This window comes from Streptomyces sp. NPDC037410 (genome assembly GCF_055602235.1).
Genome location: NZ_JBVJWR010000028.1, coordinates 50,830 through 73,068, shown reverse-complemented (window position 1 = coordinate 73,068; position 22,239 = coordinate 50,830). Strand labels below are relative to the sequence as shown.

General features: G+C 72.0%; 20 protein-coding genes. 2 read left to right on the top strand and 18 right to left on the bottom strand.

The window, feature by feature from the left end; translation table 11 throughout:
• The 6 genes from gatC to ACZ7HT_RS33075 all read right to left on the bottom strand — a co-directional run bounded on the left by gatC (nt 1) and on the right by ACZ7HT_RS33075 (nt 7,267).
• Nucleotides 1–297, bottom strand: coding sequence for an Asp-tRNA(Asn)/Glu-tRNA(Gln) amidotransferase subunit GatC (gatC, locus tag ACZ7HT_RS33100; protein WP_352027674.1), 297 nt, complete (start codon nt 295–297; stop codon nt 1–3).
• A gap of 94 nt (nt 298–391) precedes the next feature.
• Nucleotides 392–2,506 (bottom strand): putative bifunctional diguanylate cyclase/phosphodiesterase, encoded by a 2,115-nt coding sequence (locus ACZ7HT_RS33095; RefSeq protein WP_471172776.1) that lies wholly within the window; start codon nt 2,504–2,506, stop codon nt 392–394.
• A gap of 317 nt (nt 2,507–2,823) precedes the next feature.
• Nucleotides 2,824–5,004, bottom strand: coding sequence for an NAD-dependent DNA ligase LigA (gene ligA / locus ACZ7HT_RS33090; RefSeq protein WP_471172772.1), 2,181 nt, complete (start codon nt 5,002–5,004; stop codon nt 2,824–2,826).
• A gap of 15 nt (nt 5,005–5,019) precedes the next feature.
• Entirely contained in the window at nt 5,020–6,018 is a 999-nt protein-coding gene (locus tag ACZ7HT_RS33085) for a methionine synthase (protein ID WP_471172769.1), read from the bottom strand.
• 3 nt (nt 6,019–6,021) lie between these two features.
• On the bottom strand, nt 6,022–6,720 hold the full coding sequence (locus ACZ7HT_RS33080) for an SDR family oxidoreductase (RefSeq protein ID WP_471172768.1): 699 nt from the start codon (nt 6,718–6,720) through the stop codon (nt 6,022–6,024).
• 7 nt (nt 6,721–6,727) lie between these two features.
• Nucleotides 6,728–7,267 (bottom strand): LOG family protein, encoded by a 540-nt coding sequence (locus ACZ7HT_RS33075; protein ID WP_471172766.1) that lies wholly within the window; start codon nt 7,265–7,267, stop codon nt 6,728–6,730.
• Between the two features lie 90 nt (nt 7,268–7,357).
• On the opposite strand from ACZ7HT_RS33075, the gene ACZ7HT_RS33070 reads away from it, so the two are divergent.
• Nucleotides 7,358–7,897: an alpha/beta fold hydrolase gene (locus ACZ7HT_RS33070; protein WP_471172764.1), complete on the top strand. Its 540-nt coding sequence runs from the start codon at nt 7,358–7,360 to the stop codon at nt 7,895–7,897.
• Between the two features lie 18 nt (nt 7,898–7,915).
• Here ACZ7HT_RS33070 and mnmA read toward each other — a convergent pair whose 3' ends face one another.
• A complete protein-coding gene (mnmA, locus tag ACZ7HT_RS33065; RefSeq protein ID WP_471172762.1) occupies nt 7,916–9,028 on the bottom strand; it encodes a tRNA 2-thiouridine(34) synthase MnmA in 1,113 nt (370 codons plus the stop codon).
• A 61-nt stretch (nt 9,029–9,089) separates the two neighbouring features.
• Here mnmA and ACZ7HT_RS33060 point away from each other — a divergent pair, with 61 nt between their 5' ends.
• On the top strand, nt 9,090–9,764 hold the full coding sequence (locus ACZ7HT_RS33060; protein WP_471172761.1) for an N-acetylmuramoyl-L-alanine amidase: 675 nt from the start codon (nt 9,090–9,092) through the stop codon (nt 9,762–9,764).
• Nucleotides 9,765–9,979: 215 nt separating this feature from the next.
• Here ACZ7HT_RS33060 and ACZ7HT_RS33055 read toward each other — a convergent pair whose 3' ends face one another.
• From ACZ7HT_RS33055 to ACZ7HT_RS33005, 11 genes are all read right to left on the bottom strand, one after another.
• Nucleotides 9,980–11,143, bottom strand: coding sequence for a cysteine desulfurase family protein (locus ACZ7HT_RS33055; protein WP_471172760.1), 1,164 nt, complete (start codon nt 11,141–11,143; stop codon nt 9,980–9,982).
• 102 nt (nt 11,144–11,245) lie between these two features.
• Nucleotides 11,246–12,097, bottom strand: a complete 852-nt coding sequence (locus tag ACZ7HT_RS33050) for a thioesterase family protein (protein ID WP_471172757.1) — start codon at nt 12,095–12,097, stop codon at nt 11,246–11,248.
• Nucleotides 12,098–12,120: 23 nt separating this feature from the next.
• The gene (locus tag ACZ7HT_RS33045; protein WP_471172756.1) at nt 12,121–12,798 is read right to left on the bottom strand and encodes a trimeric intracellular cation channel family protein; all 678 of its coding nucleotides are present in this window, start codon (nt 12,796–12,798) and stop codon (nt 12,121–12,123) included.
• Between the two features lie 370 nt (nt 12,799–13,168).
• On the bottom strand, nt 13,169–14,269 hold the full coding sequence (locus ACZ7HT_RS33040) for an ABC transporter ATP-binding protein (RefSeq protein WP_471172753.1): 1,101 nt from the start codon (nt 14,267–14,269) through the stop codon (nt 13,169–13,171).
• Nucleotides 14,266–15,375, bottom strand: coding sequence for an ABC transporter ATP-binding protein (locus ACZ7HT_RS33035; protein ID WP_471172751.1), 1,110 nt, complete (start codon nt 15,373–15,375; stop codon nt 14,266–14,268). Before ACZ7HT_RS33035 ends, ACZ7HT_RS33040 begins: the two co-directional genes overlap by 4 nt.
• A complete protein-coding gene (locus ACZ7HT_RS33030) occupies nt 15,372–16,385 on the bottom strand; it encodes an ABC transporter permease (protein WP_471172749.1) in 1,014 nt (337 codons plus the stop codon). Before ACZ7HT_RS33030 ends, ACZ7HT_RS33035 begins: the two co-directional genes overlap by 4 nt.
• A gap of 122 nt (nt 16,386–16,507) precedes the next feature.
• Complete coding sequence (locus tag ACZ7HT_RS33025; protein WP_471172747.1) at nt 16,508–18,262, bottom strand: ABC transporter substrate-binding protein; 1,755 nt, start codon at nt 18,260–18,262, stop codon at nt 16,508–16,510.
• Nucleotides 18,263–18,287: 25 nt separating this feature from the next.
• A complete protein-coding gene (locus ACZ7HT_RS33020) occupies nt 18,288–19,286 on the bottom strand; it encodes an ABC transporter permease (RefSeq protein ID WP_471172746.1) in 999 nt (332 codons plus the stop codon).
• 367 nt (nt 19,287–19,653) lie between these two features.
• Nucleotides 19,654–20,403, bottom strand: a complete 750-nt coding sequence (locus tag ACZ7HT_RS33015; RefSeq protein WP_471172828.1) for an enhanced serine sensitivity protein SseB C-terminal domain-containing protein — start codon at nt 20,401–20,403, stop codon at nt 19,654–19,656.
• 133 nt (nt 20,404–20,536) lie between these two features.
• Nucleotides 20,537–21,277 carry an enhanced serine sensitivity protein SseB gene (locus ACZ7HT_RS33010; RefSeq protein WP_471172745.1) on the bottom strand — a complete coding sequence of 247 codons (741 nt, stop codon included), beginning with the start codon at nt 21,275–21,277 and terminating at the stop codon, nt 20,537–20,539.
• A 232-nt stretch (nt 21,278–21,509) separates the two neighbouring features.
• Nucleotides 21,510–22,166, bottom strand: coding sequence for an AAA family ATPase (locus ACZ7HT_RS33005; protein WP_471172742.1), 657 nt, complete (start codon nt 22,164–22,166; stop codon nt 21,510–21,512).
• Between the last annotated feature and the right edge of the window lie 73 nt (nt 22,167–22,239).

Sequence of the window (22,239 nt, the reverse complement as noted above, 5' to 3'; positions counted from 1 at the left end):
TTAGTCCTCCCCCAGGATCTGCGGCACCTTGAAACGCTGCTGCTCCTGGGCGGGGGCGCCGGAGAGCGCCTGCTCGGGGGTGAGCGACGGACGGACCTCGTCCGCGCGCATGACATTGGTCAGCGGCAGCGGGTGGGAGGTCGGGGGTACGTCTTGGTCGGCGACCTCGGAGACGCGGGCGACCGCGCCGATGATGTCGTCGAGCTGACCGGCGAAGTGATCGAGCTCCGCGCTCTTCAGCTCCAGACGTGCCAGCCGTGCGAGGTGGGCGACCTCCTCGCGCGTGATGCCAGGCATGCGGATCCTCACGGGGTGAGTCAGATGGTGTCGGCCCAATCCTATGGGGCCGCTGCCACTGCCCGTGAAACGGTTTGCCCCGGGAGGGGCGGCGTCACTGCACGACCTGCCCCGACGGGTGGTCCAGGTCGACCTCGGCCGCGATGTCCGCGGGGCGGCGCCAGCCGTGCTCGCCGCGGGCCAGGAGCCAGGCGGTGGCCTCGCCGGGCGGCATCGCGGCGGCGACCAGCCAGCCCTGGACGGCGTCGCAGCCCAGGTCCCGCAGGCGCTCCCAGGTCTCGTCGTCCTCGACTCCCTCGGCGACGACGAGGAGGCCGAGCGAGTGGGCGAGGTCGACGGTGCAGCGGACGATCTCGGCGTCCTCGGTGTCGACGGCGAGCCGCGCCACGAACGAGCGGTCGATCTTCAGTTCGCTGACGGGCAGACGGCGCAGATGGACGAGGGAGGAGTAGCCGGTGCCGAAGTCGTCGAGGGACATCTTCACGCCGTGGCCGGTGAGGCCGTTCAGCGTGTCGGCGGCCCGCTGGGGGTCCTCAAGGAGCACGTGCTCCGTTATCTCCAGCTGGAGGGCGCCGGCCGGGACGCCGTGGCGGGCGAGGCGGGCGGCGACGGCGCCTGCGAAGCCGGGGGTGTGGACGTCGCGCGGCGAGACGTTCACGGCGACCGGGACGTTGAGGCCCTGGGCGCGCCAGCGGGCGACCTGGGCGAGCGCGGTCTCCAGGACGTACTCGGTGAGGTGCGGCATCAGGCCGGAGGACTCGGCGATGGCGATGAACTCGTCCGGCGGGACCTTGCCGCGCTCGGGGTGCACCCAGCGGACGAGCGCCTCAAGGCCGGCGACCTGGCCGTCGAAGCGGACCTTGGGCTGGTAGTGGAGTTCGACCTCGCCGGCGTCGAGGGCGCGGCGGAGGTCGCCGAGGAGGCCGAGCCGGTCGGGGGTGTTGGAGTCGCGCTTGGACTCGTAGACCTCGACGCCGGTGCGGTCGCGCTTGGCCTGGTACATGGCGACGTCGGCGCGGCGCAGCAGGCCCTCGGCGTCGAGGGCGTGGTCGGGGAAGACGGCGACGCCGGCGCTGGCCTCCAGGACGAGGGTGAGCCCGTCGAGGTCGAGCGGGGAGGACAGCTCGGCGACGAGGTGGCGGGCGACGCGCTGGGCGCTGGTGGTGGAGTCGGCGGTCGGCAGCAGGACGGCGAACTCGTCGCCGCCGAGCCGGGCGGCCTCGGCGCCGCGGGGCAGGGCGAGGCGGAGCCGCTCGGCGATCTGGAGGAGCAGCCGGTCGCCGGCGAGGTGCCCGAGGGTGTCGTTGACCGAGCGGAAGCGGTCGAGGTCGATGAGGACGAGGGCGGATCGGGCCCCTTCGCCTTCGGCCTCCTCCAGGGCGGTCCAGGCCCGCTCCAGGAGCCACTGGCGGTTGGGGAGCCCGGTGAGCGGGTCGCGGAGCTGTTCCTCGGCGCGGGCGCGGGCGATCCAGAGGGTGGAGTCGAGGGCGATGAGGGGGACGGCGAAGAGCGGCAGGACGATCGGCCGGGTGGCGGCGACGACGCAGATGAGGGGGGCGATGCCGAGCAGGGCGACGGCGACGAGGCCCTGCCTGAGGAGTGCGGTGCGGGCCATGGTGGGCAGTCCGCGGCCCTGGGGGGCCAGCGTGTACCACAGGAGGAGGCGGGTGACCACGAGGTAGAGGCCCGCGGCGAGGACGACTTCCGGGACGTCCCCGATGGTCCAGTCGAGCGGTTGCCAGGGCCGGCCGACGGTCGGTACGTCTCCGAAGGCGGCGAGGACGAGGGCGGCGGCGCCGACCCCGAGGATGTCGGCGGCGCCGTGCAGGAGGCCCTGGCGCCAGCGGTGCCGGCGGGCGGCGCCGACGAGGGCGACGACGGTCAGCGAGACGAGTCCGGCGGGCACCCAGCCGTACAGCAGGAGGACGGCGAGGGTGAGGGCGGCGCCGGAGCCGGTGCCGCCCCACCAGCGGTCCCGGCCGAGGGCGACCAGGTGGCCGACGATGAGGCCGGTGAGGACGGCGAGGGACCAGCCGGCGACGCCGCCGGGGAAGAGGCCGTGGCCCTCGCTCAGGGCTCGCTGGAGCCCGGCGACGAGCACGACGGCGGCGATGCCCACCACGGCTGCTGACAGCCGGGAGGGGAAGCCCAGGGCGACCACACGGCCGTGCGGCCGTGGGACCTGGGCGGCGCTCTCGGTCGGTTCCATTCCCGTCCCTCTCACAGGCGGCGGTGCCGTCGGTGTGCGATGGGCCGCGGTGACGCGGCCGTCCGTCGTCCGGCCGTACGTCGTCCGGCGTGCGGCCGCTGTCGGGCGGCCGCTCCTGGTACCACGGGGCCGATGTCCTGACGCCATGACCGGCAGAGCCCTCGCGCGGGCGTGCAGGACTGGACGCACGGTCACCACACTAGGCCGCCGAGGGCTCCGACGGGCAGCGCTCTCCCTCTCTTGCCCGAATGCGACCAGCCCACCCCTAACGATCTGGTATGCGCCGAACGGGTGAGCTTCCGCGCCGGGCCGGGAGGCTATCCGGCGACGGGTACCGCGGCCTCCCGAGCTGCCTCCGGCCCCTGTTCGAGCAGGACGGAGAAGCCTTCCTCGTCCAGAACCGGAACCTTCAGCTGCATCGCCTTGTCGTACTTCGAACCAGGGTTTTCACCGACCACCACAAAGCTGGTCTTCTTCGAAACGGAACCGGTCACCTTCGCTCCGAGCGCTTGGAGCGATTCTTTTGCGCCATCCCTGGTGAACTTCTCCAGGGTGCCGGTCACCACGACGGTGAGACCTTCCAGCGGACGCGGCCCCTCGTCCTCCCCGGCGCCCTCGTCCTCCAGGGCGACCCCGGCGGCGCGCCACTTGCGCACGATCTCGCGGTGCCACTCCTCGGAGAACCACTGCTTCACGGCGGTCGCGATGATCCCGCCGACGCCGTCGACGGCCGCCAGCTCCTCCTCGCTCGCCTGCTCGATCCGCTCCAGGGAGCGGAACTCACGGGCCAGCGCCTCGGCCGCGACCGGCCCCACGTGCCGGATGGAGAGCCCGTTGATGAAGCGGGCCAGCGGACGGGTCTTCGCCGCCGCGATGTTCTCCAGCATCGCGAGCGCGTTCTTCTTCGGCTCGCCCTTCTGGTTGGCGAAGACCGTGACGATCTTCTCCTCGCCGGTCTTCGGGTCGCGCCTGGGCAGCCCGCTGTCCGGGTCGAGGACGTACGCCTTGATGGGCAGCAGCTGCTCGATGGTGAGGTCGAAGAGGTCGCCCTCGTCCACGAGCGGCGGCTCGGCGGGCTCCAGGGGGCGGGTCAGGGCGGCGGCGGCCACCGCGCCGAAGTTCTCGATGTCGAGGCACTGCCGTCCGGCGAGGAAGAAGAGACGTTCACGCAGCTGCGCCGGGCACGTCCGGGCGTTCGGGCAGCGGAGGTCGATGTCGCCCTCCTTCATCGCCTTCAACGGCGTCCCGCACTCCGGGCACTCGGCGGGCATCACGAACTCCCGCTCGGTGCCGTCCCGCAGGTCGGCGACCGGCCCGAGGATCTCCGGGATGACGTCGCCGGCCTTGCGCAGCACGACGGTGTCGCCGATCAGCACGCCCTTGGCCTTCACGACCTCCTGGTTGTGGAGGGTCGCGAACTCGACCTCGGAGCCGGCCACCGTCACCGGCTCGACCTGGGCGTACGGGGTGACGCGGCCGGTGCGGCCGACGCCGACCTTGATGTCGATCAGCTTGGTGTTGACCTCCTCCGGCGCGTACTTCCAGGCGATCGCCCAGCGCGGGGCGCGCGCCGTGGAGCCGAGGCGGCCCTGGAGCGGGATCTCGTCGAGCTTGACGACGACCCCGTCGATCTCGTGCTCGACGGAGTGACGGTTCTCCCCGAAGTACGCGATGAACTCCCGTACACCGGCGAGCGAGTCGACGACCTTGTTGTGCCGGGCGGTGGGCAGGCCCCACTCGTGCAGCAGCTCGTACGTCTCCGAGAGGCGGGAGATCTCGAAGCCCTCGCGGGCGCCGATGCCGTGCACCACCATGTGGAGCGGGCGGGAGGCGGTGACCTTCGGGTCCTTCTGCCGGAGCGAACCGGCCGCCGCGTTGCGCGGGTTGGCGAAGGGCTTGTCCCCGGCCTCGACCAGGCGGGCGTTGAGCGCCTCGAAGCCCTCCATCGGGAAGTAGACCTCGCCGCGGATCTCCACGAGCTCCGGGACGCGGTCGCCCTTGAGGCGGTCCGGGATGTCGGCGATCGTCCGGACGTTGGGCGTGATGTCCTCGCCGGTGCGGCCGTCGCCGCGGGTGGCGGCCCGGGTCAGCCGCCCGTACTCGTACGTGAGGTTGACCGCGAGGCCGTCGACCTTCAACTCGCACAGGTAGTGGTAGTCGGGGGTGCCGACGTCCCGCGCGACCCGCTCGGCCCAGGTGACGAGCTCCTCGTCGTCGAAGGCGTTGTCCAGGGAGAGCATGCGCTCCCGGTGCTCGACGGACGTGAACTCGGTCTCGTACTGCCCGGCCACCTTCTGGGTCGGCGAGTCCGGCGTCCGCAGCTCCGGGTACTCCTCCTCCAGCGCTTCGAGCGCGCGCAGGAGCTTGTCGAACTCGCCGTCGCTGATGACCGGCTGGTCCTTCACGTAGTACCGGAAGCGGTGCTCCTCGACCTGCTCGGCCAGCTCGGCGTGCTTCTCCCGTGCCTCGGCGGGCAGGGCCCCCTGTTCGACTGCCACCGTTTCGTCCTCCCGTTACTCAGGGTTGTCCGCGAGCGACCGCGCCGCTCTGACGCAGTGGGCGAGCGCCGCCCGGGCATACGCGGGCGAAGCACCCGCGAGTCCGCACGAGGGCGTGACCACGACGGACTCCGCGAGAGTCCCCGGATTCAGCCCCAGCCTGCGCCACAGCGTCCTGACACCCATGACGCTACCGCCCGGGTCCGACAATGCGGTGTCGGTGGACGGCACCACACCGGCGAAGAGCTTCGTCCCGGCCTCCACGGCCTCGCCGATCGGCTCCTCGTCACGTTCGGTGAGGAGCGAGAAATCGAACGAGATGCCCGCGGCCCCGGCACGGCGCAGCAGCGCGAACGGCACGTCGGACGCGCAGGAATGGACGATCACCGGCCCGTCGTGGACGGCCATGACGTCCCGCAGGGCGCTCTCCACGACCTGCCGGTCGACGGCCCGGTGGGTGCGGTAGCCGCTGGCCGTACGGATCTGCCCGCGCAGGACGGAGATGAGCGAGGGCTCGTCGAGCTGGAGGACGATCCGCGCGCCCGGGACGCGCTTCTTGAGCTCCGCGAGGTGCGTGTGGAGGCCCTCCGCGAGCGAGCCGGCCAGGTCGCGGCACGCGCCCGCGTCGCCGAGGGCGGCCTCGCCGCCGCGCAGCTCCAGGGCCGCGGCGAGCGTCCACGGACCGACGGCCTGGACCTTGAGCGGACCCTCGTACCCCTGGGTGAACTCCTCCAGGGCGTCCAGGTCCTCGCCGAGCCAGGAGCGGGCCCGCTTGGTGTCGCGGCCCGGCCGGTCGCTGATCCGCCAGCCGCTCGGCTCCACGTGCGCGTACAGGTCGACGAGCATGCCGATCGTCCGGCCGATCATGTCGGCGCCGGGCCCGCGCGCGGGCAGTTCGGGAAGGAACGGGAAGTCCTCGAAGGACCCGGTGGCCGTCTTCGCCGCCTCGCGGGCGTCGCCGCCGGGCAGGGAGCCGACGCCGGTGGCCGGCCCCCAGAGCTTGATCTCGTCCATGCCCTATCGCCCCGGGCGCACGGTGAGGTCGTTGATCTCCGCGTCGCGCGGCAGGTCGATGGCGGTGATGATCGCCGTCGCGACGGACTCGGGGTCGATCCACTTCGACGGGTCGTACTCCTTGCCCTCCTGCTGGTGGACCTTCGCCTGCATGGGGCTGGCGGTGCGGCCCGGGTAGACCGAGGTCACCCGCACGCCGTTCGCGTGCTCCTCGTGCCGCAGGGAGTCCGCGAGCGCCTTGAGGCCGTGCTTGGACGCGGCGTACGCGCCCCACTCGGCGTGCGCGTTGAGCCCGGCGCCCGAGTTCACGAAGACGACGTGGCCCTGGGAGACCCGCAGCTGGGGCAGGAAGTGCCGGGTCAGCTCGGCCGGGGCGACCAGGTTGACGTTCAGCTGGTGGTGCCAGGTCTTCGGGGTCAGCTCCCCGATCGGCCCGAGGTCGACGACCCCCGCGATGTGCAGCAGGGAGTCCACCCGGTCGGGCAGGCTCTGGTGCGAGAACGCCCAGGACAGCCGGTCCGGGTCGGCGAGGTCCCCGACGAGCGTCCGCGCACCGGGGAACCGCGCGGCGAGCTCCTTGGCCCGCCCCGCGTCGCGCACGTGCAGCACGAGCTCGTCCCCGCGCGCGTGAAGGCGGCGCGCGACGGCCGCGCCGATGCCGGAACCCGCTCCGGTGATCACATGTGTAGCCATGCGCACCATGCTCGCATCAGCGGGAGGCGATCTCCGCCTCCAGGTGGGCGAGGGCCGTCGGGCCGTCGTCGGCGAAGAAGACGAGCTCGGTCAGCGGGCGGGGGAGGAAGCCCTCGGCGTCCATGCGCTGGAACTGGGTCTTCAGGCCGTCGTAGAAACCGGCCGTGTTGAGGAGGACGACCGGCTTGGCGTGCTTGCCGTGCTTCTTCAGCTCCAGGATCTCGGTGGCCTCGTCGAGGGTGCCCGTGCCGCCGACCATGACCACGATCGCGTCGGACTTGGCGAGGAGCAGCGCCTTGCGCTCGGCGAGGTCGCCGGCGACGACCATCTCGTCGGCGTTCGGGCGGGCCTTGTGGGCGAGGAAGTCGACGGAGACGCCGACGAGCCGGCCGCCCGCCTCCTGCACGCCGTCCGCGACGACCTTCATGAGGCCGGTGTCGGAGCCGCCCCAGACGAGGGTGTGGCCGGCCTTGCCGAGGAGCGTGGCGAAGTCGCGGGCGGGGGCCGTGTACCGCTCGTCGAGGTCCGCGGCGGACAGGAAGACGCAGATGTTCATGGCCCCACCGTAGGGGGTCGCCGCAGGGGGTCGCGAAGAAAGTCCGGCGGGCGGCGATGAGTTCCGCCGGGGGCTCCGGTCTGCACTGCCATGGACGAGATGAGCAGGGACCGGGTCGTGTCGCGGGACGGTACGGAGATCGCGTACGAGCGGTACGGCGACGGGCGGGCCGTCGTGCTGGTCGGCGGCGCCGGCGGGAGCGGGCGGGCGCTCGCCGGGCTGCTCGCCCGGCGCTTCTCCGTCGTGACGTACGAGCGGCGCGGGACGGCCGCGGTGGAGCGGGAGATCGAGGACCTGGCGGCCGTCCTGGAGGCGGCGGGTCCCGGGGCGGCGGTGCACGGCACGGAGACGGGCGGTGTCCTCGCGCTCGCCGGGGCCGCGGCCGGGCTCCCGGTGGACACGGTGTCGGTGTACGAGCCGGAGCCGCTCGCGGACGGGCTCGTCTCCGCGGTCCACGCGCGCGTGCTCGTCGTCGACGGGGGCGCGAGCCCGGCGGCGACCCGGCACGCGGCCCGCGCCCTGACGGCGGCACTCCCCCGGGCCCGGCACCGCACCCTGACGGGCCAGACGCACGAGGTGGCCCCGCACGTCCTGGCACCGGTCCTGGAGGAGTTCCTGGAGGAGGGCTAGGGGGTCGCCGCCGTGCGTCTACGCGGTCGCCGCCGTGCGGCGCGCCGTCGTCGCGATCGTCGCCGAGCCCACCACGCGCGTGCCGTCGTACAGGACGATCGCCTGGCCCGGGGCGACGCCGCGGACCGGCTCGTCGAAGACGACCCTCAGCTCGCCGTCCTCCATCGCCGCGCTCACCGGCGTCTCGCCGCCGTGGGCGCGGAGCTGGGCCGTGTAGCGGCCGGGGCCCTCGGGGGCGGTGCCGCACCAGCGGGGCTTGATCGCGGTGAGGGCGGTGACGTCGAGGGCCTCGGCGGGGCCGACGGTCACGGTGTTGTTCACGGGCGAGATGTCGAGGACGTAGCGGGGCTTGCCGTCCGCGGCCGGGTGGCCGATCCGCAGGCCCTTGCGCTGGCCGATGGTGAAGCCGTACGCGCCCTCGTGACTGCCGATCTTCGTCCCGGCCTCGTCGACGATGTCGCCCTCCGCCTTGCCCAGGCGGGCGGCGAGGAAGCCCTGGGTGTCGCCGTCGGCGATGAAGCAGATGTCGTGGCTGTCGGGCTTCTTCGCGACCGCGAGCCCGCGCCGCTCGGCCTCCGCGCGGATCTCTTCCTTGGTGGTGAGGGTGTCGCCGAGCGGGAACATCGCGTGCGCGAGCTGCTTCTCGTCGAGGACGCCGAGGACGTACGACTGGTCCTTGGCCATGTCCGAGGCCCGGTGCAGCTCGCGGGTGCCGTCCCCGTTCAGGACGACGGTGGCGTAGTGACCGGTGCAGACCGCGTCGAAGCCGAGGGCGAGCGCCTTGTCGAGGAGCGCCGCGAACTTGATCTTCTCGTTGCAGCGCAGGCACGGGTTGGGGGTGCGGCCCGCCTCGTACTCCGCGACGAAGTCGTCGACGACGTCCTCGCGGAATCGCTCGGCGAGGTCCCACACGTAGAAGGGGATGCCGATGACGTCGGCCGCCCGGCGCGCGTCGCGCGAGTCCTCGATCGTGCAGCAGCCGCGTGCTCCGGTACGGAACGACTGCGGGTTCGCGGAGAGGGCCAGGTGCACGCCGGTGACGTCGTGGCCGGCTTCGGCGGCGCGGGCGGCGGCGACGGCGGAGTCCACTCCGCCCGACATGGCGGCGAGAACACGGAGAGTCTTAGTCATAGCCCCCCCAGGGTACGGGGCTCCGGGAACCGCGGTCGCGGTCGTCGGCGTTCTCCGTGACATGGGGAGTGAGTCGAAGGGCACGGCAGGCGGGGCGGGCGGTCGTCGGGTGGGGCGGCGGGCCTTGCTGATCGGCGGCGCTGCCGCCGCGGTGGGCACGGTCGCGCTGGCCGGGGACGAGCTGGGGCGCCTGTGGTGGCGGCTGCCGGGGATGGAGAAGGACCGGGTCGAGGGGGAGCTCGACCACAAGGGCGCCGAGTGGACGTCGGCGTCGCGGGCGAACTGGCGGCGGGCCGACCGGCCGGACGACTACGTGATCGACCGGGTCGTGATCCATGTCGTCCAGGGCAGCTACGCGAGCGCCCTGAAGGTCTTCAAGGACCCCGGGCACGGGGCCGCCGCGCACTACGTGGTCCGCAAGGACGGTCATGTGGCGCAGATGATCCGCGAGCTCGACGTCGCCTTCCACGCCGGGAACCGCGACATGAACGAGCGGAGCATCGGCATCGAGCACGAGGGCTTCGTCGACCGGCCGCAGGACTTCACGGCGGCGATGTACGAGGGCTCGGCGCGGCTCACGGCCGACATATGCGCGCGGTACGGGATACCCGTGGACCGGGAGCACATCATCGGGCACGTGGAGGTCCCGGGCACGGACCACACCGATCCCGGTCCCTCCTGGGACTGGGACCGGTACATGGGTCTGGTACGGAAGGCGCGGACGGCCATCGGCTGAGGCGCGGGGCCCGAGGGGGCGGGGGCCGGGGCCTGAGGCCCGGGGGCCGGGGCCTGAGGCCCGGGGGTCGGGGCCCGAGGGTCGGGGCCGCCCGGGGGCCTGGGCCTGGGGGCCTGGGCCTGGGGGCCGGGGGGCCTGGGGGCCGGAGGCCTGGGGGCCTGGGGGCCTGGGGCCTGGGCTCGGCCCCCGGCGGTCGGTCGAGGCCTGGCGTTCGCTCAGCTGAGGCCGGCGGTCCTCGCCCGCTCCACGGCCGGGCCGATCGCCTCCGCGACCGCCGCCACGTCCTCCTTGGTGGAGGTGTGGCCGAGCGAGAAGCGCAGGGTGCCCCGGGCCAGGTCCGGGTCGGTGCCGGTGGCGAGCAGGACGTGGCTGGGCTGGGCAATGCCGGCGGTGCAGGCGGAGCCGGTGGAGCAGGCGATGCCGGCCGCGTCGAGCAGCAGGAGCAGCGAGTCGCCCTCGCAGCCGGGGAACGTGAAGTGGGCGTTGGCGGGGAGCCGCTCGACGGGGTCGCCGCCGAGGATCGCGTCGGGGACGAGCGCCCGGACGGCGGCGACGAGCTCGTCGCGCAGGGCGCCGACCTCGCGGGCGAACTCCTCCTGCCCCTCGGCTGCGAGCCGCGCGGCGACGGCGAACGCGGCGACGGCGGGCACGTCGAGGGTGCCGGAGCGGACGTGCCGCTCCTGGCCGCCGCCGTGCAGGACCGGTACGGGGGTGTACTCGCGGCCCAGGAGCAGGGCGCCGATGCCGTACGGGCCGCCGATCTTGTGACCGGAGACGGTCATCGCGGCGAGCCCGGAGGCGGCGAAGTCGACCGGAACCTGACCCACGGCCTGGACGGCGTCCGCGTGCAGGGGGACGCCGAACTCGGCAGCAACATCAGCGAGTTCGCGGACCGGCATGATCGTGCCGATCTCGTTGTTCGCCCACATGACGGTGGCCAGGGCGACGGACTCCGGGTCGCGGGCGATCGCCTCGCGGAGCGCGTCCGGGTGGACCCGGCCATGGCGGTCGACGGGCAGGTACTCGACCTGGGCGCCCTCGTGCGTGGCCAGCCAGTCGACGGCGTCCAGGACGGCGTGGTGCTCGACCGGGCTGGACAGGACGCGGTTACGGCGGGGGTCGGCGTCGCGGCGGGACCAGTACAGGCCCTTCACGGCGAGGTTGTCCGCCTCCGTGCCGCCGGAGGTGAAGACGACCTCGCTCGGCCGCGCGCCGAGCGCGGCGGCGAGCGTCTCGCGCCCCTCCTCGACGGTCCGCCGGGCTCGGCGGCCGGCGGCGTGCAGGGAGGAGGCGTTGCCCGTGACGGCGAGCTGGGCGGTCATCGCCTCGATCGCCTCGGGCAGCATGGGCGTGGTCGCGGCGTGGTCGAGGTAAGCCATGGTGGGTCGATTCTACGAGCCCAGGCTGCGACGCCCGGCGCCCGGCCCGTTCAAGCCTGCCGCCGGGGGCGGTTCTCAGCCGCGAAACGTGCGGCGCCCGCCTCAGGCGCGGGGGGCTCGGGCCAGTTGGCGGGACTGGGCGACCAGGCGGTTCGCCGTGTCCCAGACCTCCGCGTCCTCCTCCAGGAAGCCGCCCGCGAGGTTGCGGGTGGTGATGGAGACCCGGAGCGGGCCGGGGGCCGGGCGGCAGCGGACGTGGGTGGTGAGTTCGACCGTCGGCGTCCAGCCCTGGAGGCCCAGTTCGAAGGACGTCGGCGGCAGGGCGTCGACCGCGAGGAGCAGCGACAGGGCGTCGGGCTCGCGGCCGTCCGCCAGACCGAACCAGGCGCGCATCTCGCCCTTCCCGGACGGCGCGCCGACCGCCCAGCCCACGCAGGACGGGTCGAGCCGGAGGTCGAGCCGGTCCGCGATCGCCGAGGAGCCGGGGATCCTGGGCGCCGGGTTGTCGGCGGCGCTGAAGCAGTTCTCGATCGGGGCCATCGCCGGCGGCGTCGCGGTGGTGCGGACGTCGTCCGCGAGGGCGTCGAGGTCTCCGTACGAGGCGAGGACGCGGATGCGCTCCACCTCGGTGCCGTCCTCGGCGTACTGGAAGAGGGACGCCGTGCCCGTGGAGAGGGTCCGGCCCGTCCGGACGGTCTCCGTGCGGATCACCGCCGGGCCCGGCACGGACGGCGTCAGGTAGTGCGCCGAGATCGTGAACGGGTCGGGGTGCGGCAGGTGGTCGCCGAGGGCGCGGCCGAGCAGGGCGAGGAGGTAGCCGCCGTTCACGGCGTGGATGATCGTCCAGCCGGCGGAGAGGTCGGCGTCGTAGACGCCGGGTTCCCGGAGGGTGACGGCGGTGTCGCGGTCGAACTCGTACGCCGTGCTGATCGCCGTCTCGGTGCTCGTGCTCATGTTTCCGACGGTACCGCAGCTTGCTACTGAGCGGTAGCTTTTTCCGGCTCCTCGCGCGCGGAGGAACGGCGGTTCCAGGCGCGGGGCGCGCGCCAGTGGAAGCGCATCGCGAGCAGGCGGAGTACGAAGGCGGTCAGGACGGCGGCGCCGCTCGTGAACGCGTTGAGCACGTCGAACCGGATGCACAGCACGACCATCGTCGCGCCCACGATCGCCGGGACGGCGTACAGGTCCCGGTCCCAGCGCAGCAGCGACGGCACCTCGTTCGCGAGCACGTCCCGCAGCACACCGCCGCCGACGGCGGTCGCGAGGCCGAGGACGGCGGAGGAGGTGAGGCCGAGGCCGTAGTCGTACGCCTTCGTCGTCCCCGTCACACAGAACAGGCCGAGACCGGCCGCGTCGAACACGTTCACGGCGGTCTGGGTGCGCTCGACCTCCGGGTGCAGGAAGAAGACGAGGCCCGCCGCGACCAGCGGCATCAGGAAGTAGCCGAGATCGGTGAACGCGGCCGGGGGTACGGCGCCGATGACCAGGTCGCGGAAGAGACCGCCGCCGAGGGCGGTGACCTCGGCGAGGACGGCGATGCCGAAGACGTCGAAGTTCTTGCGGACGGCGAGGAGGGCGCCGGAGATGGCGAAGACGAAGATGCCGACGAGGTCGAGGGCGTGTTGGACGGAGGGGGTGAACAATTCGTGGAGCACGGGGCCATTGTCCCGGTTGTCCGGGGGTGCCCGGCCCGGCGCCCCCGCCGTGTGGGCCCTCGCGCCGCCCGTGTGGGCCCTCGCGCCGCCCGTGTGGGCCCTCGCCCCGCCCGTGTGGGCAATCGTCCCGCAGGGCGGGACGGGTGGGCACACGGGACGGCGCCCTTCAGCGGCGCCTCCGCGTTCCGCGCCTGGACCCGCACCCCCAGTGCGCTGTGCACGAGGTGCGGGTCCAGGATCGGAAGCCTCTGGCGCCGGCAGGGCGCGGGTCCGTTGTGCCCACCCTCCCCCAAGCTCTCGGCTTCGCTCGAGCAGGGGGGACCCCCATCGCCCCAGCGGAACGATTGCCCACAACGGGGGGCGCCTCCGGCTACGCCTCAGGCGCCTCCGGCGTCTCCGCCGGCTCCGGGGCCTTCGTGATCGTGATCTCCACCGCCTCGCGTGCCGACGGGATCTCCACGCCCTCCGCGTTCTCCGGGTGGTGGCACGCCACGCGCTGGCCCGGGCGGAGTTCCAGGAGCGGGGGCTCCTGGGTCTTGCAGAGGTCCGTGGCCTTCCAGCAGCGGGTGTGGAAGCGGCAGCCCGCCGGCGGGGCGATCGGGGACGGGACGTCACCCTTGAGCAGGATGCGCTCGTCCTTCACGCCCCTGCGGCGCGGGTCCGGGATCGGGACCGCGGACATCAGCGCGTTGGTGTACGGGTGCATCGGCGCTTCGTAGAGCGACTTGCGGTCCGCCAGCTCGACGATCTTGCCGAGGTACATGACCGCGATCCGGTCCGAGACGTGCCGGATGACCGACAGGTCGTGGGCGATGATCACGTACGTGAGGCCCAGCTCGTCCTGGAGGTCGTCCAGCAGGTTCACCACCTGCGCCTGGATCGACACGTCGAGCGCGGAGACCGGCTCGTCCGCCACCACGAGCTTCGGCTTGAGCGCGAGCGCCCGGGCGATCCCGATGCGCTGGCGCTGACCGCCGGAGAACTCGTGCGGGTAGCGGTTGTAGTGCTCGGGGTTGAGGCCCACGAGCCCCAGCAGCCGCTGGACCTCCTGCTTCACGCCGCCCTCGGGCTGCACGCCCTGGAGCTTGAACGGCGCCGAGACGATCGTGCCGATCGTGTGGCGCGGGTTCAGCGAGGAGTACGGGTCCTGGAAGATCATCTGGACGTCACGGCGCAGCGGCCGCATCGCGCCGGGCGACATGTGCGTGATGTCGTGACCCTCGAACTCGATGCGTCCGCCGGTCGGTTCGAGGAGCCGCGTGATGAGCCGGCCCATCGTCGACTTGCCGCAGCCGGACTCGCCGACGACGCCCAGGGTCTCCCCCGCGCGCACCTCGAAGGAGATCCCGTCGACCGCCTTGACCGCGCCGGTCTGGCGCTGCAGCAGGCCCTTCCTGATCGGGAAGTGCTTGACCAGGCCCTCCACCTTGAGGATCGGCTCGGCGGATGCGTTCTTGTCGGTGTCGGTCACAGCTTCGGCGCAATCTCTTCGGTCCAGATCCGGCTCCGCTCCTCCTGCGACATGTGACACGCGGAGAAGTGTCCGGCGCCGACATCCCTCAGATCGGGACGGACGGTGCGCGTGATGTTGTCCTTCGGAACATCCGCGTACGGGCAGCGCGGGTTGAACGCGCAGCCGTCCGGCACGTTGATCAGTGACGGCGGCGAGCCCTTGACCGGGGTCAGCCGTTCCGTCTGGTCGCGGTCGATGCGGGGCATGGAGCCCAGCAGACCCCAGGTGTACGGGTGCTGCGGCTCGTAGAAGACCTGCTCCGCCGTGCCGCGCTCGATGCACCGGCCGCCGTACATGACCAGCAGCTTGTCCGCCATCTCGGCGACCACGCCCAGATCGTGCGTGATCATGATGACCGCGGAGCCGAACTCCTTCTGCAGGTCCCGGATGAGGTCGAGGATCTGCGCCTGGACGGTGACGTCGAGGGCGGTCGTCGGCTCGTCCGCGATGAGCAGCTTCGGGTTGTTGACCAGCGCCATCGCGATCATCGCGCGCTGGCGCATACCGCCGGAGAACTCGTGCGGGTACGAGTCGACCCGCTTGGCCGGCTCGGGGATGCCGACCCGGTCCAGCATGTCGATCGCCCGGGCGCGGGCGACCTTCTTGGAGACCTTGTTGTGGACCCGGTACGCCTCCACGATCTGCGCGCCCACCGTGTAGTACGGGTGCATCGCGGAAAGCGGGTCCTGGAAGATCATGGCCATCTTCTGGCCGCGCAGCCGCCGTACGTGGTCGGGGTCGGCGCCGATCAGCTCCTCGCCGTCCAGCCAGACCTCGCCGGAGATCCGCGCGTTCGGCGCGGCGTGGTGGAGGCCCATCACGCCCAGCGAGGTGACCGACTTGCCGGAGCCGGACTCGCCGACGATGCCGAGCGTCTCGCCGGCCTTGACGTCGAAGCTGACGCCGTCGACGGACTTGACCAGACCGTCGTCGGTACGGAAGTGGATCTGCAGGTCACGGACCGAGAGGAAGGCGTCCTCGGCGCCGGAGCGCTGGGCGGGCACCGGCTCTCCCACAGCGGCGGCCGGCGTGCCGACCGTCTGCTCCTTGGAAACCTCGCTCACGAGTACCTCACCCTGGGGTCGATGGCGGCGTACACCAGGTCCACCAGCAGATTGCAGAAGACGATGAAGAAGGCGGCGGTAAGGGTCACGCCCATCACGATCGGCAGGTCGTTCTCCTGCACGCTCTTGATGGCGTACTTGCCCATGCCCTGGAAGGAGAAGACCGTCTCGGTGATGACGGCACCTCCGAGAAGGAGGCCGAAGTCCATGCCGAAGATGGTGACGATCGGGGTGAGCGCGGCCCGCAGACCGTGCTTGCCGATGACCCGGCTCTCCTTGAGGCCCTTGGCGCGGGCCGTACGGATGTAGTCCTCGCCCATCGTCTCCAGCATTCCGGCCCGGGTGAGCCGGGCGTAGAGCGCGGAGTAGAGGAAGGCCAGCGAGCACCAGGGGACCAGCAGGTTCCACGCCCAGTCGAGCGGGCTCTCGGTGAACGGCACGTAGTTGATGCCGTCCGACCAGATCGGCCACTGCACGGTGAGGACACCGAGGGCGAGCATGCCGGTGAAGAAGATCGGCAGGGAGACGCCGGCGAGGGCGACGCCCATGAAGAAGCGGTCCAGGAAGGAGCCGCGCTTCAGGGCCGAGACGACTCCGGTGGCGACACCGGTGATGAGCCAGATCACCGCGGCACCGATGGCCAGCGAGAACGTGACCGGGATGCGGCTGACGATCTCGGGCCAGACCTCGATGTGGCGCTTGAAGGAGTAGCCGAAGCAGGGGGCGCCACAGTGGGAGGCGTCGGGTCCGAACTTGAAGTCGGCGCCGACGAAGATCTGCCGGATGAAGTCCCAGTACTGGACGTAGAGCGGCTGGTCGAGGCCAAGGTTCTCCTTGACCGCCCGCACCGTGTCGGGGTTGGCGTCCTTGCCCACGTACTGGGCCGCCAGTTGGTCCATCGTCTGGCCCGCGAGGCGGGGGACGAGGAAGAAGATCGCGAAGGTGACCGCGCTGACAACCAGCAGCAGGAGCACCGCGCCGAAGACGCGTCGGATGAAGTACGCAGCCACAGCTATCCGGCGTCGGTGCCCGCCGGCGGCCGGTGGTCTCCCTTATGGGGATCACCCGGCCGGCCGGCGGACACCGAAGCCATCACCTGCCTTTCGAACTCTCGGGGTGGCGGAACCCGCTGCTACTTGGCGGAGCCCATGAGCAGGTAGTCGTACATGCCCAGGTAGGCCTGGGAGACGGTGACGTTGGTCGCCGACTCGGGGCGCAGGAGCAGGTTCTTGCGGTAGAGCAGCGGCACCGCGGTGCCACCCTCGGCGACGGCCTTGTCGACCTCGCCCCAGATCTTCTCGCGGGCGGCGGTGTCGGTCGTCGCGATGCCCTCGTTCAGCATCTTGTTGATCGCCGGGTCGTTCAGCTCCTGGACGTTGTTGCCACCGGACGGCTTGATGGCCGAGCCGTTGATGATCTGGTCCAGGAAGCCGAAGCCGGTCGGCCAGTCGGCGCCCCACGCGGTCATGATCATGCCGAGCTTGTTGGCCTTGACGTAGCTCGGGTTGCCCGCGAAGTTCTGGAAGTACTTACCGGCCGGGAAGGACTTGATCTCCGCCTCGATGCCGATCTTCTTCAGCGAGGCCTGGATCGCGGTGGCCATGGCCATCTCGGAGGGACGGTCCGAGCGGGCCGACAGGTTGGTCTTGAAGCCCTTCGGCTGACCGCACTTGACGAGCGCGGCCTTGGCCTTGGCCTCGTCGCCCTTGTTGTCGGCGGTCTCGTACAGGTTGAACTTGCTGTAACCCGCGACGCTCGGCGGGATCAGCGTGCTGGCCACGTCACCCTTGGGGTCGCCACCGGCGGCGGCCTGGACCGACGCCTTGTCGAGGCCCCACTGGACGGCCTTGCGGCACTCGATGTTGTTGAACGGCGCGACGTTGACGTTCAGGCCGATGTAGGACGTGGCGCCCGCGTACGGGTTGTCCGTCTGCTTCTTCAGCTTGGCGTCGGTGAGGACCTTCGGCTGGGTCGCCGGGGCGACACCGGTGCCGGCACCGTCGACGGTGAGGTTGTCGGAGATCAGGTTCGCGTCGACCGTCTCCTGCTTCACGCCGAAGCGGACCGTGATCTTGTCCGGCAGGGCCGGGCGGATCGGGTCGGTCTTCGGGTCCCAGTTCTTGTTGCGGACGAGGGTCGCACCCTTGCCCTCCTCGTAGGAGGAGAACTGGTACGGGCCGCTGGAGACGATGTTCTTGACGTACTCGGCACCCTTGTCGGCCGCGCGCGGGACCGGAGCGGTCTGCGAGAAGGTCGCCAGGTAGTCGAAGTCCGCGAAGGCGTTCTTCAGCTTGAAGACGATCGTCGTGTCGTCCGGCGTCTCGATGGAGGCGATGCCGGCCGGGCTCTTGTCCTTGTAGGGACCCTGGTACGCGTCGCCGCCGACGAGGTGCGCCTTGAAGTACGTCGGGCCGTTCGACAGCGCCTCGGGGGCGAAGTTCGAGCGCTCGACGGCGTACTTGACGTCCTTGGAGGTGATCGGCGTGCCGTCCTGGAACTTCAGGCCCTTCTTCAGGGTGTAGGTCCAGGTCTTCGCGTCGGCGCTCGGCTTGCCGAGGGACTCCGCGAGGTCGGGGACGACCTCGAGGCCCTCCTTGCCCGGGGCGGGCTTGAAGGAGGTCAGGGTCCGGCCGTACAGGCGGGAGAAGTTCTGGACCCAGCCGTAGTACGTGTTGCCCGGGTCCAGGGAGTCCGGCTCGTCCGACATCTCGAACGAGACGGTGCCGCCCTTCTTGTCGGACTTGTTGACGAGGGACGTCAGCGCCGCGTCCGCGGAACCGGCGCCGCTCTTGCCGCCCTTGTCGTCCTTCGAGCCGCCACAGGCGGACGCGCCAAGCGCCAGCACCACAGTCGTGGCGACCAGAACGGTCACTCTCTTCGTCTTCACCTGAGGAAAGCCCCTCTATCGATGGTTACTTGCTGCGAGGGTCGAGGGCGTCTCGCAGCCCGTCGCCCAGCAGGTTGAATGCCAGGACCGTGATGAAGATGGCCAGGCCCGGCACGAACATGTACTGCGGATCGGCCTGGTAGGTGTCGACCGCGGTGGTGAGCATTCCGCCCCAGGAGGCCTGCGGCGGCGCGATACCGACGCCGAGGTAGCTGAGGCCGGCCTCGAACAGGATGTTGGTGGGGATCAGCAGCGTCGCGTAGACGAGGATCGGCGCCACCAGGTTCGGGAGCAGCTCCCGGAAGAGGATGAACGGCCCGCGGGCGCCGAGCGACCTGGCCGCCTCGACGAACTCACGGTTGCGCAGGCTCATCGTCTGGGCGCGCACGATCCGGCCCATGTAGGGCCAGCTGAAGAACCCGATCACGAAGATCAGCACGCCGATCCGCAGGGGCAGCCCCGACAGGCCGAACGCGCCGTCCTGGAGGGTCGCCGAGAGGGAGATCGCGAAGAGGAGGAGCGGGAAGGCCAGGAAGGTGTCCATCATGCGGCTGATGAGGGTGTCGGCCCAGCCGCCGTAGAAGCCGGCGACGACGCCCATGATCACGCCGATGACCACGGAGAGCACGGTGGCCCCGCCCGCGACCAGCAGCGAGACCCAGGAGCCCTCGATGATCCGGCTCAGGATGTCCCGCCCGAACTGCGGGTCCACGCCGAGCGGGTGGTCCCAGCTCATGCCGCCCCAGGCACCCTTGGGCGAGAGGAGCGCCGGGTCGATGAGGTCCTGGTGGAACTCGTTGGGGTCCAGGCCGAAGATCGCCTGGATCGGCTTGGCCAGGACAGCGAGGAGCACGAGCAGGATGACGACGATGCCACCCGCGACGGCCATCTTGTCGCGCTTGAAGCGCGTCCAGGCGATCCGTCCGAGGGAACGGCCTTCGATCTGGCTCCGTTTGGCCCCCATGAGTACAGCCTCCGGCTGCACCTCGGCAGCCGATCCGGTGGTCTCGATCGGTGCGGTCACAGTGCCTTAGACCCTCCCGGCCGGCGGTGGCCGGCCCGTACCCGCCACTGATGGTGCGGAACTGTCCTGAACGCCGCGTGTGACGCGGCCCGTACAAAGGGCCGACGGCCCGGTGTTAGCGGGGAGTCTTCAACGCGCTTGCGATCACCCGCCAGACCTGAAGGGCAATGTTTGCTCAACCGTGATGCGGTGCTGCGACTTCCGTTATCCGGACGTCGAGATCACGTGAGCGGACCAACCGGGGCCCACTCGCCCGCAATCGGACATGTCGCTCAACTGGTGTCGTGAGCGGCCGAATTGGTGTGAACGAAGGCCTCCGGAGCGGACTCCGGAGGCCTTTGGGGACAAGTGGGACAGGAGGGGCGTCTCAGTATCCGGACGGTGTCGCCGGCGGGTATCCGTAGCCCGGTACGGCGGCGGATCCGCGCCCGGCGTGCGCCTCGCGGTCGTAGAAGGGGCGCGCGTTCGCCCGCAGCCACAGCGCCACCGGGTCGTACGCGTCGGAGAGCGCGACCGTCGAGACGGGCAGCCCGTCGGGGACGGCGCCGATCGACTGGCGCATCATCGAGCGGACGTGGTCGACGGCCGCCGGGGACGTGTCGTACAGGTCGAGACCGATGACGAGGTACGGGGAGCCGAGCGCCGGCTGCACCCAGCCGCGGCGCAGCGCCCGGACGGCCGGGGTGCGGTGGGCGTTCTGCGTGAGCAGGGCGTAGAACTGCGGGATCTCCAGGGCGGGCTCGGTGACGCGCAGCGGACCGGCGGGCATCCGGTCGAGACCGGTGGCGATCCGGCGCAGGTCGGCCCACGGGATGCCGACGCCGCCGCCGGGGGCGTGCGGGTTGAGCCAGACGCCCCAGCGGTCGGGGTAGAGGGCGCGGGCGATGTCGCGGCCGGTGACGAGCTCGTGGGCGCGGTTCCAGCCGGAGGCGGCGAGCTCCTGGGCGGAGGTGACGCAGGGCGCGTAGCCGAAGCCGTCGACCTCCATGTTCCCGTACTGGGCGTCGGGAGAGCCCGGGGCGCCCTGCCACAGCAGCATCCGGAGCTCGCCGTCGGCGAGGGCGTGCAGCAGCTGCTCGTACGCGTCGTAGCGTCCGGGTGCCACCTGGCGCAGCATGTGCTCGACCTGTCCCCCGGCCGCAGCGGTCGTGCTCACCCTGGGTCCCGCCCCTCTTCCGTCCACCACGTGCGTCTTCCAGCGACGCGGTCAGTTCAGCGACTCGGTCAGTTCAGCTTAAACAGGGGGCCGGTCACACGGCGGCGCGCTGGTAGAAGGGGCGCACCCGCTCCAGCATCCAGTCGCCGACCGGGTCCTGCGCCATGTCGAGCAGGATGAGGTTGACCGGCCAGGCGACCTCGACCCGGCCGAGGGCGCGGCCGAGGGCGTCCAGGGGCGCGGTGCGGTCGGCGCCCTCCCAGTGGGAGACCTGGACGCCGATGAAGAGCGCGGGTTCGCCGCCCTCGACGCTGGCGAGGGCGCGGCGGGCGGTGGCGACGGTGCCGATGGCCTCGAACTCGGCGGAGGCGGCGGCGAGGAAGTCGACCGGGTCGTCCTGCCAGTCGGGCTCGAAGAGCCGGACGCGGCCGCCGCTGGCGGGGCCGTCGAGCGGGGTGCGGCCGACGCGGCAGAGCTCGGCGACGGCGGGCGGGGGCAGCGGGACGCCGACGGTGCCGCCGGGGTTCACGACGATGCCGAGCTGCGGGGGCAGGCCGCGGGCGAAGTCACGGGCCGGGGCGACGGTGTACGACATGTGGTCGCCGACGCAGGCGAGGAACTGCTGCTCGGAGCTGAAGACGGGGACGAAGGCCGCGCCCTCGATCTCCATGGTGGCGAGGTCGAGGTCCTGGCTGTCGGGGCCGCCGCCGTTGGGCAGGGGCACCCAGACCGGGCTGCGGCCCAGCACCTCGACGAGGCGTCCCCCGGCCTCGGGGTTGCCCAGGGAGGCGGCAAGGACCTCTTCCAGCTCGTTGCCCGGCCACGTCACGTCCACGGTCGCGTTTCCCCTTCTCGCACGGCCTGCCGCACCGGCCGCCCGGCAGCACCCTAACGCCGCGTCGCCGCCGCCGCGGCCAAAAGGGAGGGTACGGGCGTCCCGGACCGCCCGCGGTCCCGCCCCGGGACACGGCCGGGGACACCGGCGCCGGGCGGCGCACCCTGGAAGCCGCGGGCCGCCCGGGGGATCGGCGGGGCGCGCGGCGAGGACCGGCTCGGGGCGGAACCCCTCAGGCGGCCTGCCGGAAGCCGATCCTGCGGAGGGCGTCGGCGGAGTCCCGGTCGAGGAGGGTCACCGAGGCGCAGCCGTGCGGCAGGCTGCCGGACTCGGCGGCCCGCAGGAGCCGGCCGACGGCCCGCCGGTGCCGCGCGAAGGCGTACGCGGAGACGCCCCGGCCCCGGGCGTGCTGGCCGGCCTTCGCGGTGTCCGGGGTGACGTCGAGGAGGAGCAGGTGCAGGGCGCGGCCGCGCCGCCGCGCCTCGCGGGCGAGCCAGCCCCGCACCCAGGACTGGGTGCCGCAGTCGTGGACGATCAGGCTCGCGCCGGAGCGCAGGGCGCGGCGCAGTCCGGCGTAGTGGGCGATCCGTACGAGGGGACGGTAGACGGCGTACGGGAGGAGGCGCGGCATGCGGGCCTCCCAGCGCTCGCGGGCGTCCTGGGAGTCGATGCCGCTGCCCTGGGCGGCGCGCTTCATCAGGGTGGACTTGCCGCTGCCGGGCAGCCCGGAGACGACGACGAGGTCGCCGGCGGCGAAGGTGAGGGTGCGGGGGCCGCGGCCGCCGCGCTCGCGCAGGTCCCGCAGGAGGCGGCCGCGGCTCCGGGCGCGGGCCCGCTGGGACGGTATGCCGGTACTCGCCGCGTATGCGCCGGTGTGCTGGATCCTCATCGCGCTCCCCCCTGTCGGGCCTCAGGAGAACCCGAGGAGACCCTTGCCCAAGAAGTGTAAAGAAACGGTAATG

What these genes read in the sequence shown, in the direction of transcription:
- ACZ7HT_RS33095 (WP_471172776.1), bottom strand. Translation starts at nt 2,506, where the DNA reads ATGGAACCGACCGAGAGCGCCGCCCAGGTCCCACGGCCGCACGGCCGT.
- ACZ7HT_RS33055 (WP_471172760.1), bottom strand. Translation starts at nt 11,143, where the DNA reads ATGGCTTACCTCGACCACGCCGCGACCACGCCCATGCTGCCCGAGGCG.
- ACZ7HT_RS33005 (WP_471172742.1), bottom strand. Translation starts at nt 22,166, where the DNA reads ATGAGGATCCAGCACACCGGCGCATACGCGGCGAGTACCGGCATACCG.
- ACZ7HT_RS33050 (WP_471172757.1), bottom strand. Translation starts at nt 12,097, where the DNA reads ATGAGCACGAGCACCGAGACGGCGATCAGCACGGCGTACGAGTTCGAC.
- ACZ7HT_RS33015 (WP_471172828.1), bottom strand. Translation starts at nt 20,403, where the DNA reads ATGCTGCGCCAGGTGGCACCCGGACGCTACGACGCGTACGAGCAGCTG.
- ACZ7HT_RS33085 (WP_471172769.1), bottom strand. Translation starts at nt 6,018, where the DNA reads ATGGACGAGATCAAGCTCTGGGGGCCGGCCACCGGCGTCGGCTCCCTG.
- ACZ7HT_RS33060 (WP_471172761.1), top strand. Translation starts at nt 9,090, where the DNA reads ATGGGGAGTGAGTCGAAGGGCACGGCAGGCGGGGCGGGCGGTCGTCGG.
- ACZ7HT_RS33080 (WP_471172768.1), bottom strand. Translation starts at nt 6,720, where the DNA reads ATGGTGCGCATGGCTACACATGTGATCACCGGAGCGGGTTCCGGCATC.
- gatC (WP_352027674.1), bottom strand. Translation starts at nt 297, where the DNA reads ATGCCTGGCATCACGCGCGAGGAGGTCGCCCACCTCGCACGGCTGGCA.
- ACZ7HT_RS33070 (WP_471172764.1), top strand. Translation starts at nt 7,358, where the DNA reads ATGGACGAGATGAGCAGGGACCGGGTCGTGTCGCGGGACGGTACGGAG.
- mnmA (WP_471172762.1), bottom strand. Translation starts at nt 9,028, where the DNA reads ATGACTAAGACTCTCCGTGTTCTCGCCGCCATGTCGGGCGGAGTGGAC.
- ACZ7HT_RS33075 (WP_471172766.1), bottom strand. Translation starts at nt 7,267, where the DNA reads ATGAACATCTGCGTCTTCCTGTCCGCCGCGGACCTCGACGAGCGGTAC.